The following is a 19,505-nucleotide window of genomic DNA, read 5'->3' on the forward strand; positions in this document are numbered from 1 at the left end:
CCTTCGCAAGCGGGCCCGGAAGAGGCAACCTCCGCGCCGCATTTCTGTCGTGAACAACACCCTTCCCCAGTCTGGAGTCTTCCCGGCGCTCTGGACCCCGACCGATGCTGGCGGGCGCCTCCTGGAGGCCGGCGTGCGTGAGCAGATCGCGCACCTGCGGGCCGCCGGAGTCCACGGCTTGATGATTCTCGGAAGCACCGGCGAGTTTCCGTTGTTCGGCGCGTCGGAACGTGAGGACCTTTTGCGCCGTCTGGTGGCACTGGCGGCGCCGCTGCCGGTGATCGCCAACATCAGCGACATCCGGCCGGCCGTCGTGGCGCGCCTGGCGCGCGCGGCCCGCGAGTCCGGATGCGCCGCGGTGGCGGTGCTGCCGCCGTGGTATTTCGCGATCAGTCAGGCGGACCTCCTCGAGTTCTTCCTGCGGGCCGCTGAAGCCGCGGCGCCGGTCCCGGTCTGGCTGTACAATTTTCCGGAACGGGTGGGCACCGGGATTGCGACGGAAACCCTGGCGTCGTTTGCCGATCGGATGCCGTTGGGGGGCGTCAAGCTGAGCGGCGGCGCCTGGGCGCTCCACGCCGAGGTCGTCGCCTTGGGACGCCAGCGCGGGTTTCCGGTATGGACCGGATGGGATACGCGGCTCGCCGATGCCATGGCCCTGGGCTGTTCGGGCTGCATCAGCGGGCTGGCCAATTTCGCTGCCGAGGCGGTGTTGGCCGTATTCCGGGCGATGCACTCGGGTGACCCGGCCGCAGCGGCACCCGCCACCCGCCAGTTGCAGGAGATGGCGGCGGCATTTGAAGGTCTCAATTTTCCGCATGACATCGCGGCCGGGATGGCGGCGCGCGGCCGTGTCACCGGCGAGCCCAAGCAGGTGATGTCGGAGCGGTCCCGTCTGGCGGTCGAGCACGCCCGGACCCGGCTGGAGGCCCTGTTCCGTTCCTGGGGCTGGACATGATGACTCGCGACACGTTTCCGCTGCCCCGCCTCCCTGGTTCCTATGCCTGGTGGGTGGTGGGGCTGTTGTTCCCGGTCGCGATGCTGAACTACCTCGACCGGCAGATGATTGCCTCGATGAAGATGTCGGTGATGCGGGACATCACCGACATCGGGCTTGAGGCCAACTGGGGTTACATGCTGGGACAGTTCAAGTGGGTGTATGCGTTCCTCAGCCCCCTCGGTGGGTATCTGGCCGACCGGTTCAGCCGGCGCGCCACGATTGCCGGCAGTCTGTTCGCCTGGTCCTTTGTCACGTGGATGACCGGACAGGTCACCACCTACCAGGGCTTGCTTTGGACCCGCACGCTGATGGGCGTCAGCGAGGCGTTCTACATTCCAGCAGCCCTGGCCCTCATCGCCGATCATCACACCGGAGGCACCCGATCCCGCGCGGTGGGCATTCACCAGATGGGCATCTACTTCGGGGTGATTCTTGGCGGATTTGGCGGGTTTGCGGCGGACGCCGGGCCCACGGGCTGGCGGGTGGCGTTCCAGTACATCGGCCTGATCGGCATCCTGTATGCCTTCCCGTTGTTCTGGCTGGTGAGGGACGTGGCTCCGGTGGCCGTCCCGGGGATTTCCACGGCGCGGCCTTCGCCAGCCGCCTCGCTGCGGGCCCTCCTTTCGAACCCCTCATTTCTGCTGCTGGTGGGCTATTTCACCCTGCCGGGTCTGGCCGGCTGGGTCGTTCGTGACTGGATGCCCGCGATCCTCCAGCAGTCCTTCAACATCAGCCAGGGTGTTGCCGGGGTGTCGGCAACCCTCTACTGGCAGGCGGCCGCGATGGGGTCGGCGATCGGTGGAGGCTGGCTGGCGGACCGCTGGATCCGGAGGAGTCCGCGCGGGCGGATTTATGTCAGCGCCTTGGGTATGCTTTGCATCATCCCGGCCATCTTTGGCGTGGGCAATTCCACGGCGATCCATTCATTTGCTCTGGCGGTGGCATCGCTGGTGCTGTTCGGCATCGGGTGGGGCTTCTTTGATGGAAACAATATGCCGATCCTTTGCCAGATTGTTGGTCCCGAGCTTCGGGCCACCGGATACGGCTTCATGAACCTGGTGGCGATCAGTTTCGGCGGGTTTGCGGATTGGGGGTTTGGATGGCTCCGCGACCGGGGCACGCCCCTGAATGTGGTCTTCGGCGTGTTCGCCGGATTTTGTGTCGTCGCACTTTTGATGCTGATGGGCATCCGACCGCGGGAATCCGCGCCCACTGAGGCGCGCTAGGTCTCCGACTTGAGGAAGGATGCCAGGGCCGTCCGGACGGCGACGACGAGGGCGTCGGTGCGAACCGTCAACGGCCAGTCACTGGGAGCTTCCAAGGTGTAGCTCAGCGGGGCCTTGTGGGTGATCAGCCAGAGCGCCTCAGGCCAGTCGGGACGCTCTTCCGGCGTCAGCAGCGGCCGAAGAATGCCCGGCTCGCTGATATCGCGCCCGTCAATCACCGGAGACTCATCCACCGGGCACACGGCCCGGACAGCGGAGATCATTTGTGGAGCGAGCGAGGGCTGCCCGCCCCGGTTGACCTCGTAGATGTAGAATCCGTGCGATTCCCAGTCTTCGTGGAGCAGGAGTGTGAGGTCGAAATCCGGCTGCCGGCGGAACCAGTCCACGTGACCGCGGGTTTCCGGGCACCGACAGGCGCGGTAGTCGCGATTCAGATCAAATCCGGCTCCACTTTCGCGGCGTCCGATTCTCAGACCCTCCGGGTTCAGACACGGCACCAGCCACAGGTCGGCGTCGGGCCACGCGTTGTCCCGCAGCAGGCGGGCCATGGCCAGCGGACCGGCGGGTTCATCGCCATGGATTCCGGCGGACAGATAGATCCGCGGGGCCGAGGGCCGGCGCGATCGGCGCTGATAGGCCGGCCGGAAGGGCCGGTCCGGCGCCAGGGAATCGCGCGTCCAGCCATGTTCCGACGCCGCCAGCTCGCACGTGGCAATGACGGCTTCTGGAGGAATCGTTTCGCCGCGATAGCCGCCACGGTTGTGTCCCAGACGTTCCACCCGGACAGCATGGCGGGACCTCAAATCACCGTGAAGCAGTTTGCCAGCCGCAGGGCGCGTTTCGAAGTCTCACCGGCGGATCCCCGGTCCGGTGCGTCAACCTTGGATCAATCCCAGGTTTACAACAAGGTGACGGGTCCACATCCTGAGCGCGTGACCGAGGTGCTGCGCCATGATTGGACCCTAGAGGAGATCCGGGGAGTCCATGACACGCCATTGTTGGATCTGGTTTTTCGCGCCGCGGCCTGTCACCGGGAGCGTCATGATCCGCGGGAGATGCAGGTCTGCCGTTTGATCTCGGTGAAAACGGGCGCCTGTCCGGAGGACTGCGCGTACTGTGCGCAGTCCTCGCGCTATCAGACCGGCATCGCCCCGGAGCGAATGCTCGAAAGGGATCAGGTGGTGGCGATTGCACAGCAGGCAAAGGCGGCGGGAGTTTCCCGGGTTTGCCTGGGTGCCGCGTGGCGGGAGGTTCGGGACAACGGGCAGTTTGACCGGGTGGTGGACATGGTGCGCGAGGTCACGGGGCTTGGGCTGGAGGTCTGCTGCACCCTGGGCATGCTGTCCGAGGCGCAGGCCCGGCGCCTTGAGGAGGCCGGCCTCTACGCCTACAACCACAATGTGGATTCCAGCGCCGGGTTTTATGAGACGATCATTACGACCCGTGCGCAGGCCGACCGTCTGCAGACGATTGAGAATGTCCGCAAAACGGCGGTGACGGTCTGCTCCGGGGGCATCATTGGCATGGGCGAAGGTGTGGACGACCGCTTGCTCATGCTGCAGACCCTGGCCGCGGTGCGCCCGCATCCCGAGTCCGTCCCGATCAACATCCTCAGCCGCGTTCCGGGAACGCCGCTGGAAGCGGCCGGCGACGTGCCCTTCTGGGACGTGCTCCGCATGATCGCCACGGCGCGGATCCTCATGCCGGCGTCCGACGTCCGCCTGACCGCCGGGCGCGCGAACCTGAACGCGACGGAGCAGGCGCTGTGCTTCCTTGCCGGGGCCAATTCGATCTTCTCGAGCGAGACCGGGTTCATGCTCACGTCCGCAGTGCCTTCCCCCAGCTATGATGCGGATGGCGAACTGTTGCGTGTTCTCGGCCTGCAGGCGCGCGCGCCGTTCGACAATCCCAACGCTCCGAGGGCGGCGGCGCTTGCGGAGGCTCTCGCCGTGCCGGCCTGAGGCGCTGCCGACGACGACCGGCGCGGGGATCGCCCGGGACGTAATCGGCACGGGGTCCCGTGGGGTCCGGCCGTTGCGGACGCCCGGTGTCGGGCCGGAGTGTCGCATGGAAAATGTGTGAATTCGGCCACCGGGATGACGCATGGTTTCGGCATGGAGCCATTGGAGTCATCGCACCGGATTCTTTCGTTGCTGCCGGCGGCGACGGAACTGGCCTGTGCTCTGGGTGCGGCCAGCCGCCTCGTGGGCCGCAGCCATGCCTGTGACCATCCGGAATCCATCCGGGGTCTTCCGGCTGTTACCGCCTCGGCCGTGACCGTCGGGGCATCCGGACCGGCGATCCACCAGGCGGTGCTCGGGGCCCGGGAGAGGCCGCGCACGCTGTTTCGGCTGGATGCCGGGCGGGTCCGATCCTTGAAGCCGGACCTGATTCTGACCCAGACCCAGTGTGCCGTCTGTGCCGTGGATCTCGCCGAGGTGGAGGCAATGGTGGCGGCGTGGGACGGGCCGGCCCCCCGGATTGTCGCGCTGTGTCCGGGCCGGCTGCCGGATCTTTGGGATGACCTGCATCGGGTGGCCCTGGCGTTGGGTTTGCCGGACGAGGGGCGTGAGGTGATCCAGGGGTTGAAAACCCGCCTGGTGAACGTACTGCAGCAGGTGGCTCTGGTGGAACACCGGCCGCGGGTGGCCTGCCTCGAGTGGCTGGATCCGCTGATGGGAACCGGCCACTGGATTCCGGAACTGGTCGAACTGGCCGGCGGCCTGCCCGTCTGCGGGCGTGCGGGCGAACCGTCACGGCGTCTGGACTGGACCGCCCTGGCAGACGCGGAACCGGAGGTGATCGTGGCGATGCCCTGCGGATTCGATCTGGAGAGAACCTGCGCGGAACTGGAGCGGCTCTGGAGCCGGATCGAATGGACCCTGCTGCCGGCGGTGCGCGCCGGCCGCGTGGCGGCGACGGATGGCAACGCCTACTTCACACGTCCGGGCCCGCGGCTTGTGGACTCGATCGAGGTGCTTGCCGAGCTGCTGCACCCCGACTTGTTTCCGCGACCCCGGCATCGTGACACCGGATGGCGGGCGGTCGCCCGCTGAGCCCCCGGATCGGTTCCGGACGGAACCGGCGGCAGGTCGTCTGGGCAATCGCGCGACCGGGCGTCGTTTGAAATCCCGCTTGACGGGCACCCGCGGTTCAGGGGTTCTGGGGTCGTGGCTCCGCTGCCTCCAACCTCCCTGTGGTCGGCGGCGCGATTCATCCCCCGCAGGCTCCACGGCATGATCGCACTCATCGGGTTGGTGGAGAGCATTGCCGCCGCGCCTGCCGACTGGCCCCAGTGGCGCGGTCCCCGGCGTGATGCGGTGGTGGTGGATCCGGCGCGAATGCTCCTCGACCTGCCATCAGAGCCGCGCGTCTTGTGGCGACTGGAGTCCACCGAGGGGCATGCGTCGCCCGTGGTGTCCGGAAAGCATCTGGTGTACCTCGATTCGCAGGGGGGGCAGGAGACGGTCCACTGCGTGGAGTCCGCGTCCGGAAAACGGATCTGGAGCGTGCCGGCAGGACCGCTGGTCGCCTTTTCGAATTACGGGTCGGGACCCCGATGCACGCCGGTCCTCGCCGGCGACCGGGTTTTCGTCCAGACCAGCGGTGGGGAGTTTCGCTGTCTCGCGCTTGAAGACGGCCGAACGCTCTGGCAGCGGAGTTTCGAGCGCGATTACGGGGTGTCGTTCCTCGGCAACAAGGCGGGGGAGGGTTACCCCAAGGACACGGCGTCCCGCCGTCACGGGCACAATGGGAGCCCGGTCGTGGATGGCAGTCGTGTCTTTGTTCCCGTGGGGAGCACCCGGGGCGCCACCCTGGTCGCGTTCGACACCGCGACGGGACGGGAAGTCTGGCGCTGCGGTCGCGATGAGACCGCGTATTCCGCGCTGATGGTCGGCGACCTCGGCGGAGTGCGTCAGGTGGTCCACCTCACGGCGGATGCGCTGATGGGTGTGGATGTCTCGACCGGGCTGATCCTCTGGCGCGAGCCGATCCGCACGACCTCCAAGCGCCATGCGTGCACGCCGCTGCTGTCTGGAGACACCGTCACCGTGACCTCGCACACGATCGGGACGATTCGATATCACATCGGGAGAACGAACGGATCGTTCACCGTCTCGACGCTCTGGCAGAACCCGGAGTGCCGGACGGTGATCGCCACGCCCACGCGGATTGGAAACCACCTGTACACGTTGGGACCCGGCCAGAGGACCTCGCTCATCTGTCTCGATTTCGCGACGGGTCGCGAAGCCTGGGCCGAGCCGGGATTCGCCGACTATGCGAGCATCACTGCGGTGAACAACGCGCTGCTGGTGCTGAATTCCACCGGAGAACTGATCCTGGTGAAGGCGGATCCAAAGGCCTACGAGGAGCTCGGGCGGGTCCAGATCGCCGGCAAGACGTGGTGCAGCCCGGCCTACGTGGAGGGAATCCTTTACGTGAAGGACTCCCGCAGTGTCTTCGCGGCGGAAATTGCCCGCTGAGGGATCGGAGGTGTCGCAGGAACCCGCACCAGTTCGCCAAGTCGGGCTAGCGGATGAACACCGGATGCGGCCGGGTGTCAGCGGGGTCAAAGGGCTGGGGGGCGAACTCCACTGCAAGGCCGGGCGCTTCGACCCTCAGGGCATGGGCCACGCCAGGCGCCACCTCAAGCAGATCTCCCGGCTCCACCTTGAGTTCCATGCGTTGGCCGGAGTCGGGGTCCACGGCGAAAAAGGTGACCCGGCCGGCGACGAGGTAAAACCATTCCTGCTTCTGCTCATGCCGATGGTTGCCGCGAAGCGTGCCTTCCCGAAGCTCCAGACAGGCGATGTGGCGGAAGGCAGTCCGGCCGTCGGTCAATTGCGCCAGCTCGCCCGACGGCAATGCGAGGCGTCTGGGCTCGGTGGCGTCCGCACCGGTTTCGGGGGGCCGGACCGGCAGACGGTGTCGGATCACGCCGCCGCCCAGATGGGATTCCTGCGTCACAGCCACAGCGTCATGGCTCCGGCGGCGAAGGCAAGGAGCCAGAGGAGGAGGACGGCGTTGGGGCGGCTCCAACCGGCGCGGACCAAGCGGTGCGAGAAATGGTTGGTGTCACCGATCCAGAATGGCTTCCGGGCGCGGGTGCGGATCCACACGACACTGGCCAGATCCGCCAGGGGGACGGCCAGGAGCAGGAGCGGGCTGAGAACCGCCCAGCGGCTCGGTGCCGGGAGTTGCTCGGTGTAGAAATGGGGCAGAATGGACAGCACGGCCAGCAGGTAACCCACCAGATGGCTGCCGGCATCCCCGAGGAAGACCGAGGCCCGCGGAAAGTTGTACGGGAGAAACCCCAGCAGGGAGCCGGCCGCGAGCAGGGCGAGCAGCGCGACGAGGTATTGTCCCGCGCCGGCGGCATGCCACGCGATCCAGCCAGCGCCAATCACACCAAGCCCGGCGCACAGGCCGTTCATGTTGTCGTTGAAGTTCACGGCGTTGGCGACGGCGAGAATCCACAGAACCGTGATCGCGTAGCTGAAGGTCACGCTGGGAATGAACAGCGTGATTCGCAGCCCGGAAGCGGCGACCATCAGGGCGACCAGGGTCTGGCCGGCCAGTTTGACTGCAGGACGCAGTTCGCGCCGGTCGTCCCAGCCGCCCAGCACCAGCATGCCCAGGGCTCCGAGGAAAATGATGGCCAGCTCGATCCGGCGGCGGCCGAGACCGTAGGCGAGGCGCTCGACGGCCACCGGATCGAGCAACTGCCAACGGACCGCCGCCACCCCCCCGAGCACCACCAGGGCCATTCCGGTAAAGACCGCGAGCCCGCCCGCGAGCGGGATGGGATCCGCATGGATCTTGCGGTGGCCGGGGTCATCCACGAAGCCATGACGCACGCACCACGCCCGCCACAAGGGCACCGCGGCGGCGGTGACGCACAGGCCGCCGAGGAAGGCGAGCAGGTAGGCGTTTTCGGGGAAGTTCATCACCGGGAGTTTCAGGGTTGCGCTCGCTGTGCCGCCAGCCGGAGATAGAGCGCGTGCTGGGCGTCCACGAGTGCGCGGACGCTGAACCGTTCCGACACCCAGGCACGGCCGCCGGCCCCCAGGCGGTCACGCAGCGCGGGATCCGATGCCAGCCGCGTGAGCCGGTCCACGAGGCCCGCGACGTCCCCCGGTTTCACCAGAAACCCGGTCTCGCCCTCCCGGCAGACCTCACCCGCGCCATCGGCATCGCAGGCCACCACCGGACGCCCCCCGGCCAGCGCCTGGGGCAGCGCCCGGGGAAGTCCCTCCCGGCGGCTCAGATGGACCAGGCAGTGCATCAGGGCGACATGGGAGGGGACGGATTCCGGGGGGACGAGGCCGGTGAAGAGGAAGCGGCCGCGGAGTGCACCCTTGGCCGCCATCGCCTCAAAGCGGGATCGCCATGGGCCATCGCCCACGAGCAAAAATCGGATCCCCGGAATCCGGCGGATCAGCTCGGGCGCGGCGGCGAACAGGTCGTCATGCCCCTTCAGCTCAAACAGGCGGGCAATTTTGCCGACGACAAAGTCCTGGGGACCGATGCCAAGCCGTTCGGCAAGGGCGGCGTCCCGAACGGCCTCAAGAAAGGGTTCCAGCCGGAATCCACTGAAGATCCGCGTGTATTTCTCCGCCGGTCCAATTCCCGCCGCGAGGTACTGGTCGCGCATGGCATCGGCCACGGTCACGAAGTGGTCCGTGACCCGGCCGGCAACCCGTTCCGCTGCGGTGAACACGGCGTTGGCGAGCGGTCCCTGGAATGGGCCGAAGCTGGGACCGTGGATGCTGTGCACCACCAGCGGGACCCGGGCGGTGCGGGCGGCAAGGCGGCCGAGAATGCCCGCCTTGCCGCTGTGGGTGTGCACGACGTCCGGGCGGCGGCTGCGAAACAGGCGCCTCAGCTCAAGATAGGCCCGGAGGTCGGAGACCGGACGGATGGCCCGGACCAGGGGGCGCACAATGGTCAGGCCGCCCGCCGCCTGCATCACTGGTTCCAGCGAACCCTCGGGGCCGGTGGTCGGTCCGGAAATGAGGTCCACCGTGAGGTCCGGCTTGAGGCGGAGACCGAGGACGGAGTCCACGGTGTTTTCCTGGGCGCCGCCGACGATCAGCCGCGTGATGACATGCGTCACGCGCAGGGGGCGCCCGGGGACCATTGGGAGGGTGGGCGCAGGGCGCCAGTCACCGGCCGCCGCGCAATTCCTGGACCCGGGCGGCGACCTCGGCGTACTCGGTGGTGTTGGTGGCCTGGAGCGTGGCGGCGTGCTTCATGTAATTCTCCAGGTGGCCGACCGCCTCGTTGGTGCTCTTCCGGCGGACGGCGATCTCGGCAAGGCCGTAGTGCAGCAGGGGCAGGTCGGGCAGCTTCTCCACGAGCCCCTGGTACTCGCGACGAGAATCGTCGAGGCGGCCCATGCGGAGCAGGCAGATGGCCCGGTTGATCCGCGCCGGGGCGTTGTCGGACTTTCGGGCAAGGAACTGGTCCAGGACGCGCAGCGCCTGGTCGTATTGGGAGCGTCCGATGAGGATGGACGACAACCGGATGGTGGCGGCCGGGTCATCGAGTCGGAGGGTGCGCCACTGTTCCAGGAGCGGGATGGCATCGTTCAATCGTCCCTGCCGGATATACAGGGCGGTGAGCAGGTCCAGCAGGGAGGTGTCGGTCGCGAACTGGCCGCGCACCCCTTCGATTAGCTTTTCGGCGGTGGCGAGGTCCTGCCGGGCCAGGGCATGGAAGATCTCCAGCCGGGTCAGGGCGGCGAAGTCCTCGCGGCTCAGGGTGCCGGGCGGGTGGGCCGCGGCGAGCGCGTCCAGTTCCCGGCGGGCGTCTTCAATCTGGAAACCCTGGATCAGCGCCTCGACTCCCGCGATACGGGCCTCCAGTGAATTCGGGTTCAACGCGGCGGAACGATGGAGTGCCTCCCAGGCCTGTCGCGGCAGCCGGTCCGTTGAGGTCAGCAGTGCCCGCCCGTAGTTGAGCAGGGCCATCGGTTCATCCACGGGGCCATCGGTGTTGAGGGTCTGAACGAGCGGGCTTCGGGAGAGGGCCACCAGCAGGTTGGTGGCAATGGGAGCGCCGGTCTTCAACGATGCATTCACCCGGCCATTGATCCAGGCGAGCTGGTTTCCGGGATTGAGACGTTCGGCCTGGGCAAACACCGCTCCGGCTTCCTCAAGCTGTCCCGCCCGCTGGAGATCCACCCCGAGGGTGTTGCCGGCGCGCGACCAGAACATCCCGAGGTCACGGGCGTCGGGGGCGTCCGCTTCGCGCATGCGGACCACGGTTTCCCAGAACGGAGCCTGGCGGTTCCAGAGAGCCAGGGCGCGCGCCAGGGTTGCGGCGTCCGGAGCGGGGATGACGTACGCTTCGGGGGCGGGTGTCACGCTCAGAACCAGGCCTTCTGAATGGGAGCGGACCCGCTCAAAGAAGAAGCCGAAGCTTGGGTTGAGGTAGACCACCGGTGCCATCGCCGCGGTGCGGACCACAAGGTCGGTGAGGATGCCGGCCACATTCTCACGGGCCTCGGCGAACCTGTTGAGTTCGGGAAGCGCGTCGCGGTGCTTTCGGGCCAGCCACTGGCGATACCGCGCGTCCGGCCCGCGTCGGGTGTCCACGACGATGTGCTGCGGGGCGTCCGGACGCTGTCGGAGGGCGGCCGCCAGCAGTCGGCTTGCGGTGACGTCATCGGCCAGCACGAGCGCCGGCCGGGTCGGCAGGGCGTCGGCGAGGGCGTTGGCGAGGTCGCGGGTGCCCGATGAATTCTGGGCGCGAACCCCCGGGAAATTGACCAGCGCCAAGCCAGCCGGAACGGCGATGCCGGCGGCAAGGACCGTCCCTGCGGCGGCCCTTCCAAGAAAACGCAGCCCGGTGTTTGGCCGGTCCCACTCCTTGTCGGGGTCCGTGCCGCCGACCAGCAGGAACCAGCCCGCGAAATAACCTGCGGCCAGGGCGGAGCAGAAGCTGAACGTGAGGAGCGCGAGTTCGCCGGCAGGCTTTTCGAGGTACACCAGCCGGCGCGGACTGAAGGGAGGGTCGAAGGCGAGGAAGACGGCGAGGCCAAGCCAGAGGATCTGGAGCAGGATGAGTGCGGTGAATCCGGCGAACCGCTCGAGGCTGCTCCCCTTGGCGCCCTGCCACCGGATGGCGATGAGCCCCAGGGGCAGCACGGTCACCATGGCGAGCAGCAGGGCCCGGCCGCGGGGGATGCCGAGGAGGAAGGCTTTCTGGAGCGTGAAATTCGCCTTCAGGGTCCCGAGGAATCCCAGATCGCTGATCCCGGCGATCGCGGTTCCCAGCGGCATGAGCAGGTAGAAGGCGAGCCCGGCGGCGCTGCAGATCGTCATCCGGAGCAGAAAGCCGGCGTCAAAAAAGGACCACCCGCGCAGCCAGATCACCGCGATGAGAAACAGGGGCGCGTAGACGATCATCGCCCAGTTGTTGCTCACGCCGGCGCCGACCGTGAAGGCGGCAATCCAGAGCCAGCGCTCCCGCAGATCCAGCCGATATTCCACCAGCGCGGCCACCGCGGCGGCGAAGAGCAGCAGATCGAGCATCTCGCCGGTCTGCAGGGTCGCATTCTCCCAAAAGGTGCGCTGGAGGCCCAGCAGGCCCGCTGCGAACACCACCGGAACCCACGCGAGGCGGATATGCAGCGTGGGGTTTTCCCCGTGGCCACGGATCCGTTGTTCGCGCATCCGGTCGTGGGGCAGCAGGGCGACCGACCGCGCCAGGAGGGCGATCGTCAAAGCCCCAAACAGCGCGGCAAGCACGTTCAGTCCGGCTGGAAATGCGGACGGCGGGAGCAGCAGGAGGGGACGGGTCAGGAACCACAGCACCGGTTCGGTGTAGGCGAGATCCGGATCCCAGCCCCCCAGCTGCCCTGCGAGTGCCGCATTGGCGACCCCGATCCAGGGATGCAACGTGGCCAGGTACAGCGCGAGGAACAGCGCCCCAAGCACCCAAGGCAGGAATCGCGCCACGAAGGGACGCTGCAGCGCAGAGGAGTCTTCCATAGGATCGTTTCCGAACGGTGGTCCGCAGTGAAATCCGAGGCAAAGCAAAACCGCCGGGGCGACGGCCCATGCCCGAAGCCCGCGGGCTGCTGGACGGGAGGGTCGAATTATTGCGGACCGCTTATCCGTCGTAGGCTTCCATGCCCGCGCAGGAACACACGAGGTTTCGGTCCCCAAAGACGTTGTCCACCCGCGCCACGGCAGGCCAGAACTTGAAGTCCCGCAGGCCGGGCACCGGGTACGCCGCCTGCTGGCGGGAATAGGGCCTGTCCCAAGAGTCCGCGGCGATGACCTCCGCCGGATGCGGGGCGTTCTTCAGGAGGTTGTTGTCGGGGTCGGCAGCTCCGGATTCGATGGCAAGCATTTCGGAGTGAATGGCGATCATGGCGTCGCAAAACCGGTCCAGTTCCGCCTTCGACTCGGATTCGGTCGGCTCCACCATCAGGGTGCCGGCCACCGGCCAGCTCAGCGTGGGCGCGTGGAATCCGTAATCCATCAGCCGCTTGGCGACGTCCTCGGCCGTCACCTTCTTGAACGGCCGGAGATCCAGGATGCATTCGTGGGCGACCAGGCCGTTGGCGCGGTAGAGCGTGGGGAAACACCCCTCGAGGCGCCGCGCGATGTAATTGGCGTTCAGGATCGCCACTTCGGTGGCGCGGCGAAGGCCGCCCGCACCCATCATGGCGATGTACATCCAGGCGATGGTGCAGATGCTGGCGCTGCCCCAGGGGGCGGCGCTGACAGCGCCGATGGGTTCCTCGCCCCCGAGGTTGACCACCGCGTGTCCGGGCAGGAAGGGCACCAAGTGATCGGCGACACCGATCGGACCGACGCCGGGTCCGCCGCCTCCGTGCGGAATGCAAAACGTCTTGTGGAGGTTCAGGTGACAGACGTCGGCGCCGATGGCCCCGGGCGAGGTGAGCCCCAATTGGGCGTTGAGATTGGCGCCATCCATGTACACCTGTCCCCCCGCGGCGTGGATGATGCCACAGATTTCCTTCACGCGGGTCTCAAACACGCCATGGGTGCTTGGATAGGTGATCATGAGGGCGGCCAGGCGCTGGCGGTGGCCGTCCACCTTTCGAGTCAGGTCCTCGACGTCAATGTTGCCCCCGGCATCGCAGGCCACCGGCACCACGGTGTATCCGGCCATGACGGCGGAGGCTGGATTGGTCCCGTGGGCACTGGTGGGGATCAAGCACACCGTGCGGGCGGCCTCGCCACGTGATTCGTGCCATGCCCGGATCACCAGCAGGCCGGCATACTCTCCCTGCGATCCGGCGTTGGGCTGGAGCGAGACCCCGGCGAACCCGGTGCACCGGGCGAGCCAGTCTTCAAGCTCCTCGAACAGTCGCTGATACCCCCGGGTCTGTCCGACGGGGGCAAACGGATGCAGTCGCGCAAATTCGGGCCAGCTCACCGGAAACATCTCGGCGGCGGCATTGAGCTTCATCGTGCAAGACCCCAACGGAATCATGCCGTGGCAGAGCGAAAGGTCACGGGACTCGAGACGGCGCAGGTAGCGCAACAACTCCGTCTCGCTGCGATGCCGGTGAAACACCGGGTGCTCCAGATACCCTGAGGTGCGCATCGGATGCGGGGAGGCCTTCGGCACCAGCGACTCGACCTCGAACGGCAGTTCCCGGCCGCCATTGAGGATCTTCAGCAACTCGACCACCTCTGCCAGGGTCGTGGGTTCGTCCAGGGCGATCCCGACATGGGAGGCATCCACCCGGCGCAGGTTGATGTGCCTGGCCTCCGCCGCGCGATGAACCTCGGCGGCCTGTGGCACGGACACGGTGAGCGTATCGAAAAACGTGTCATTCACCGCCCGCAACCCGAGCCGGTCCAGACCGGTCGCCAGCACCCCGGCGAGGGCATGGATGCGCCGGGCGATGTTCCGGAGTCCCTCTGGTCCGTGGTAGCACGCATAGGCCATCGCCATGTTCGCAAGCAGGGCTTGGGCGGTGCAGATGTTGGACGTGGCCTTCTCACGGCGGATGTGCTGTTCGCGCGTGCCCAGGGAAAGCCGCAGGGCCGGACGCCCCTGTGCGTCGCGGGAGACCCCGACGAGACGGCCGGGCATCTGGCGTTTGAAGGCGTCCCGGGTCGCAAAGAATGCCGCATGGGGTCCGCCGTATCCCAAGGGAACTCCAAAGCGCTGGGCGCTGCCGACGGCGACGTCCGCCCCAATCTCCACGGGAGGCCGGAGGAGGGTGAGGGCCAGAAGGTCGGCGGCCACGACCACCAGGGCTCCGGCATCATGTGCGGCTTTTGCAAATCCAGCGTATTCCGGCACCGAGCCATCAGTTGCCGGATATTGCACCAGGGCTCCGAACACGTCGGGAGTGAACACAAACTGGTGCCAGTCTCCGATCACAACCTCGACGCCCAGTGCCCGCGCCCGGTGACGCACGATGTCCACGTTCTGCGGGTGACACGCATCCGAAACGAAGAAGATATTTCGAACCCCGCCGCGCGCGGCGGCCGCCTCGGCAACCCGGTGACAGAGCATCATCGCCTCGGCACAGGCGGTGGCCTCGTCCAGCAGCGAGGCGTTGGCGATGTCGAGGCCCGTCAGGTCGGTGACCAGCGTCTGGAAGTTCAAGAGCCCCTCCAGGCGACCCTGGGAGATCTCGGCCTGGTACGGCGTGTACGGCGTGTACCAGCCGGGGTTTTCGAGGAGGTTTCTCTGGATGACCGGCGGCGTGAGCGTGTCGTGATAGCCCATGCCGATGAACGACCGGAAGACCCGGTTCTGCGAGGCGATGGTCCGCAGCCGCTCCAGGGCCTCATGCTCGGTCAGCGGAAGGATCCCCGGAAGCTCCAGCGGCTGCTCCAGGCGGATGGCGGAGGGAACGGCGGCGTTCACCAGGGCCTCGAGGGACTCATACCCCAAACGCTCCAGCATCGCGGCCTGCTCGGCCAGGCCGGGACCGATGTGTCGGGTCTCAAACCGGTCGGTATGGGGATGGGCTGCGGCGGCGGGGGACGGATGAATCATCAGTTTTCGGGGCCCGGGGTTCCGGGCCCGGGACGCACGTTACGGGCCGACTTTCCGCGTGCAAGTGCCGTTTGGATTCCGGTGCCGGTTCACGCAGGCCTTGGGCGGGAATTCCGGAGCGGGCACAGACCCCCCGGCTCTCGCGGCGCCTTCGGCTCGATTGCGGTGCGGTCATCGGATACGCTCGGCGGGTGCAGAGAAACGAGACAGCGCCATCCGGGTGGTTTTGGCGGCAACGGGTGTGCTGGGTGCCGACCTGGCAGGGGTGGACGCTGGCATTGCTCTTGGCCGTTGGTGGGGCCATCGGGCTGGCACTGACGGTCCACCCGTTTCTGGCGGTGACGCGTCCCGTGGCCACCGACACCTTGGTCGTCGAAGGCTGGTGTTACGATCCGGTGCTTGGGGCCGCCCTCCGGGAGTTTCAACGGGGCGGGTATACGCGGCTGCTGGTGACCGGCGGGCCCGTGGAGGTCGGGGGGCCGCTGAGCGGGTACCGCACCTATGCCGAGGCAGGAGCCGCGACCCTGCGCACGATGGCTCCGTCGAACGCCCCGGTCCCGATTCCAATCCTTGAGGTGCCCGCGGCACGCGTGGACCGTGACCGGACCCATTCGACGGCAGTGGCCCTGCGCCAATGGTTTGACGCGCGGGGCGAGGCGCCAGAACGAATCAACCTCGTCACCGTGGGGGCCCACGCCCGCCGTTCGAGGAAGTTGTTTGAGATGGCCATGGGACCGGAGGTCGAAATGGGAATCATCTCGGCCGCCGATCCGACCTATGACCCCCGACGCTGGTGGAGTTCCAGCGCCGGAGTGCGGTCGGTCCTGTCGGAGTTGATCGCCTACGCCTACGTTGCGCTGGCTTTCCATCCGGAGCCAATTCCGGTCGAGGGCGCTGAGGGCGCGCCCGTCGTGCCGGGGACTGAATCCGGGGCGCCGGGCCCCCGTGGAGACGCTCCTGCGACGGTCGTCCTGGAACCTGCGCAGGCCGCGGGGCCCGCGCCGGTCCTGGATTGACGCCGGAGCACCGGTCGCGCAAAGAGGCGTTGCAGATGCACGGTACCCGGCCTGATCGAGTGAAGAGTCCACATGGTGAACGGCGTCGCTGGCGGCGTGGCCTGGTTCTGCTGGCGCTTGCCACCGGGATGCTGGTGACCAGTGCCCGCGCCGTGGAGGCCTCCGACCTGGAGACACTGTCGCGGCGCCTGGGGCGCACGCCGGCGCCTGAGGCACCGGCGGCGGTTTCGGAACTCGTTTCGGCGGCCGCTCCGGCGGACCAGGCCGCCGTCGCAACCACCGTGGTGATCGCCGCCGCCCGGTTTCACCCCGCCACGGTCGGGCCCTGCGTGCTGGCGGCGGTTCGCGCGGCACCCCAGGTTGCGGACGCCGTCATCCTGGCGGCCTCTGAAGCCCGGCCGGAATGCCTTCGATCTCTCGTGAGCACCGCAGCGGCAGCGGACAGTCCGGCCGGTGACCGGATCATTATCTCGGCGGAGCGGCTCTTCCCCGGGCGCGCGGCGGCTTTGGAACGTGAGGTGGCCGTGGTGCGCGCCCGTCAGTTGCTGGGGGATCGGATTTTTCTGGTCACGCCAAGGGCCTTGCCACGGCAGCCACTCCCGGAACCCTCGCCGACCCGGGAACCCGATGCCGGCAGCCCGCGGTGAGATCGGTCGCCGGAACTCCGGCAATCCGACGGCGCGGCGATGAACCGGAATCCGGGCAGAACGGGCCACAGGATCTGGCGATGGCTCCTGGCCCTCGCCCTGCTCCCGTGGTGTGTCGGCGCCACGTGGGCCCTGGTTCCGGTCCTGCGGGCCTCTGAAGCCGCTGCGGGGTTCTGGGTCGCATTCCTTGGTGGTGCCGCCTGCTGGGTGGCGATCTTCCTGCTGCTGCCCAAACCGCTCTGGCTCTACGTCATCGGACATGAGCTGACCCATGTGATTTGGACCTGGCTCTTTGGCGGGCGCGTGAAGTCCTTTCGCGCTTCGTCGCGCGGCGGTCAGGTTGTGGTGACCCGGACCAATACGCTGATCGTCCTGGCCCCATACTTTTTCCCGCTCTATGCGGTCCTTTGGTCGGCGGGTTGGGGTCTGGCGGTGTGGCTGCTGGACGGCAGGGACCTGACCCCCTGGTTTCATTTCGGCCTGGGGCTCACCTATGCGTTTCACGTTACGCTGAGCGGATACATCCTGCGTCTCCGTCAGCCCGACATCGAAGCTGAGGGCTGGGTGGTCTCGGTGCCGGTGATCTGGCTGGGCAATGTGTGGATCCTGCTGGTGACACTCCCGCTGCTGACTGGCCGGGTGACCGTGGGCACCGCGCTTGGGTGGATGCTGGAACGGACGGGCCGGTTCCTTGGGTGGCTGGGGTCAGGCCTCGGGCCTTGATGGTGCCGCCCCCGCCGCGCGCTGGGTCGGTGTGGCCATGGGGTAGAGCCCGGGGCAGCAACCGAATTGTTGATGAAAGGCCTGGCTGAAGTGGCTGAGACTGCTGTAGCCGACCTCCATCGCGGCCTCGGTGACGTTGTATTCGCCGGAACGAAGCAGTTCCGCGGCACGCTCCAGCCGGAGTTGGCGCAGATACTGGGGAATGGTGACGCCGGTTTCCTTGGAGAACGTGCGGCTGAGGTAGAACGGGCTGCATCCGACCTCGCGTCCTATTTCCTCGAGCGAGGGCGGGTCGGTGAGGCGGCGCTTCAGAAGCGCCATGACCGCGTCCACGCGGTCGCGGGCGACGCGCTGCTGCCGGTGGCAAAACAGCTCCGTGTCCGAGGCTGGCTGGAAGAAGAATTCGCCCATCAGCTCCGCCGCCTTGGCCCGGTACCACACCGACTGGGCGCTGGCGAGGACGGGGGGTTGGCGGAGGCTCGTGACCAGATCGCGCTGGCGCGTGTTCATCGGCTCGACCGTGCCCACCGCGGAATTCCCCCGCTCCCCGGCGGCGACGCTGCGGATGAGGGGATGCAACTCCGGGGCGGCGGCATCGAGGTGGTGGTTGAGAAACTGGGGCGCCATCTCGACGGTGATGAACCGGTGCGCCTCGCCTGCGCGACGTCCCGCGCGCAGCGCGGTGCGGCCCTGCCGGTAGAATCCAGCGGTCCAGGGGCCGAACTGCATGGCGGAACCGTCAGCCGCAACCCTCCCGACTCCCGCGAGGTTGAGGCACAGCTCAATGCTGTTGGGATGGAAACTGCGTCCCCAGTCCACCTCCTGGTCGGGAGTGAATTCATGCCATTCAAAGCTCACCCCAAGCGTTGCAAAATCGCCAAAGAGCTGGCGCCAGCGGGCGCCCACGGCCCTCCACACGGCCGCCTCGCCGCCCGGTGGCAACGGGCGACTGCGCAGTGCGGGAGCGGACGTGTCCACAGACCGGGACGCTACGGTGCGCCCCGGGGGCCAGCAACCACGCCGGTTGGCGGTGGATTGCGCCGGATGGCGACGCGTTGCGGTGCCTCCCAGCGGGGGACTGGCAACCCGGCCCCCGGCAGCGGAGCGATCGCCGGGGCCGCGGGAGCACGTGCTACTGCCGGCCGGGCCATTGCGACAGCAGCCAGATTGCGAGCGTCTGATTGAACTCCCACACGGTGCCGCCGCGACGTTGCAGGGTCTGCTCGAGGAACCCGGTTTCCAACCGGGTGACGTCATTGATTCGCCAGCCAAGGCCGAGGAAGATCCGGTTCTGATCGAAGTGGTTTCCAGAGACGTTCGCCCCGAAGTTGACGAACACCTCGTCCCACAATGCCAGGTACCAGCGCCGGTCCCCGCTGAGGGGCACGCTCGTGCGCAGCAGGTAGCGAAAGCGGTTCTCGTACCGCCATCCATCCACGACCGCCTGCCCGTCCTGGACCGAAATTTGACCAAGAAATCGCTGTTCCAGCCGGACCCGGTGGATCCAGTCCAGTCCCAAGGCCTGCTGTCGGAAAAGCGCCTGCTCCCACGCCCGGTTTTCAGGGACCTCCGTGGGAAGGGGCAGGTCGCCGTAGGGATGCGTCTCCACCCAGGCGTAACCGGCACTGACACTGACCGTGCGGTTGATGGCGTAGTTGAGCCCCGGACGCAGCAGCAGTTGCTGCCAGGCGCCGCCAAAATCGGAGCGCCGGATCTGGGTCTCCAGGTGCACCCCCCATCGCGGGTTCTCCAACGGATGGTCGCCCACGTAGTTGATCCATAGATTCCGGTTGGAAACATGGGTCTCGGCGTGGACGAGGCCGGCCACAGCCATCAGCACGATCGGGCGAAACCACGACATGGAGGGGCATGGGCTACCATGCGGCCTCCCCGG

General features: G+C 67.4%; 16 protein-coding genes. 8 read left to right on the plus strand and 8 right to left on the minus strand.

What is annotated here, in order from left to right; all coding sequences use genetic code 11:
* Window positions 1-49: 49 nt before the first annotated feature.
* Complete coding sequence (locus KF791_04225; protein MBX3731784.1) at window positions 50-955, plus strand: dihydrodipicolinate synthase family protein; 906 nt, start codon at window positions 50-52, stop codon at window positions 953-955.
* Window positions 952-2,223 (plus strand): MFS transporter, encoded by a 1,272-nt coding sequence (locus KF791_04230; GenBank protein MBX3731785.1) that lies wholly within the window; start codon window positions 952-954, stop codon window positions 2,221-2,223. Before KF791_04225 ends, KF791_04230 begins: the two co-directional genes overlap by 4 nt.
* On the opposite strand, the gene KF791_04235 is transcribed toward KF791_04230, so the two are convergent.
* Entirely contained in the window at window positions 2,220-3,002 is a 783-nt protein-coding gene (locus tag KF791_04235; GenBank protein MBX3731786.1) for a M14 family metallocarboxypeptidase, read from the minus strand. The two genes, KF791_04230 and KF791_04235, sit on opposite strands and share 4 nt — an antisense overlap.
* A 9-nt stretch (window positions 3,003-3,011) precedes the next feature.
* On the opposite strand from KF791_04235, the gene bioB reads away from it, so the two are divergent.
* The 3 genes from bioB to KF791_04250 all read left to right on the plus strand — a co-directional run bounded on the left by bioB (window position 3,012) and on the right by KF791_04250 (window position 6,707).
* On the plus strand, window positions 3,012-4,184 hold the full coding sequence (gene bioB / locus KF791_04240; GenBank protein MBX3731787.1) for a biotin synthase BioB: 1,173 nt from the start codon (window positions 3,012-3,014) through the stop codon (window positions 4,182-4,184).
* Between the two features lie 153 nt (window positions 4,185-4,337).
* On the plus strand, window positions 4,338-5,279 hold the full coding sequence (locus KF791_04245) for a cobalamin-binding protein (GenBank protein MBX3731788.1): 942 nt from the start codon (window positions 4,338-4,340) through the stop codon (window positions 5,277-5,279).
* Window positions 5,280-5,459: 180 nt separating this feature from the next.
* Entirely contained in the window at window positions 5,460-6,707 is a 1,248-nt protein-coding gene (locus tag KF791_04250; GenBank protein ID MBX3731789.1) for a PQQ-like beta-propeller repeat protein, read from the plus strand.
* Between the two features lie 46 nt (window positions 6,708-6,753).
* Here KF791_04250 and KF791_04255 read toward each other — a convergent pair whose 3' ends face one another.
* The 5 genes from KF791_04255 to gcvP form a co-directional block, all read right to left on the minus strand.
* On the minus strand, window positions 6,754-7,191 hold the full coding sequence (locus KF791_04255) for a cupin domain-containing protein (GenBank protein ID MBX3731790.1): 438 nt from the start codon (window positions 7,189-7,191) through the stop codon (window positions 6,754-6,756).
* A complete protein-coding gene (locus KF791_04260) occupies window positions 7,188-8,171 on the minus strand; it encodes an undecaprenyl/decaprenyl-phosphate alpha-N-acetylglucosaminyl 1-phosphate transferase (protein ID MBX3731791.1) in 984 nt (327 codons plus the stop codon). Before KF791_04260 ends, KF791_04255 begins: the two co-directional genes overlap by 4 nt.
* Before the next feature lie 11 nt (window positions 8,172-8,182).
* Window positions 8,183-9,346, minus strand: a complete 1,164-nt coding sequence (locus tag KF791_04265; protein ID MBX3731792.1) for a glycosyltransferase family 4 protein — start codon at window positions 9,344-9,346, stop codon at window positions 8,183-8,185.
* A gap of 43 nt (window positions 9,347-9,389) precedes the next feature.
* The gene (locus KF791_04270; protein ID MBX3731793.1) at window positions 9,390-12,221 is read right to left on the minus strand and encodes a tetratricopeptide repeat protein; all 2,832 of its coding nucleotides are present in this window, start codon (window positions 12,219-12,221) and stop codon (window positions 9,390-9,392) included.
* A 121-nt stretch (window positions 12,222-12,342) separates the two neighbouring features.
* The gene (gene gcvP / locus KF791_04275) at window positions 12,343-15,225 is read right to left on the minus strand and encodes an aminomethyl-transferring glycine dehydrogenase (GenBank protein MBX3731794.1); all 2,883 of its coding nucleotides are present in this window, start codon (window positions 15,223-15,225) and stop codon (window positions 12,343-12,345) included.
* Between the two features lie 191 nt (window positions 15,226-15,416).
* Here gcvP and KF791_04280 point away from each other — a divergent pair, with 191 nt between their 5' ends.
* From KF791_04280 to KF791_04290, 3 genes are read left to right on the plus strand one after another with little or no spacing between them, the layout of a single operon-like run.
* Entirely contained in the window at window positions 15,417-16,241 is an 825-nt protein-coding gene (locus tag KF791_04280; GenBank protein MBX3731795.1) for a YdcF family protein, read from the plus strand.
* A gap of 59 nt (window positions 16,242-16,300) precedes the next feature.
* Window positions 16,301-16,888: a hypothetical protein gene (locus KF791_04285; GenBank protein MBX3731796.1), complete on the plus strand. Its 588-nt coding sequence runs from the start codon at window positions 16,301-16,303 to the stop codon at window positions 16,886-16,888.
* A 39-nt stretch (window positions 16,889-16,927) separates the two neighbouring features.
* Entirely contained in the window at window positions 16,928-17,611 is a 684-nt protein-coding gene (locus KF791_04290) for a M50 family metallopeptidase (GenBank protein MBX3731797.1), read from the plus strand.
* Here KF791_04290 and KF791_04295 read toward each other — a convergent pair.
* Window positions 17,594-18,589: a helix-turn-helix transcriptional regulator gene (locus KF791_04295; GenBank protein MBX3731798.1), complete on the minus strand. Its 996-nt coding sequence runs from the start codon at window positions 18,587-18,589 to the stop codon at window positions 17,594-17,596. The two genes, KF791_04290 and KF791_04295, sit on opposite strands and share 18 nt — an antisense overlap.
* Window positions 18,590-18,743: 154 nt before the next feature.
* Window positions 18,744-19,472, minus strand: a complete 729-nt coding sequence (locus KF791_04300) for a DUF2490 domain-containing protein (protein MBX3731799.1) — start codon at window positions 19,470-19,472, stop codon at window positions 18,744-18,746.
* Between the last annotated feature and the right edge of the window lie 33 nt (window positions 19,473-19,505).

The organism is Verrucomicrobiia bacterium (genome assembly GCA_019634635.1).
Lineage (GTDB): Bacteria > Verrucomicrobiota > Verrucomicrobiia > Limisphaerales > UBA9464 > UBA9464.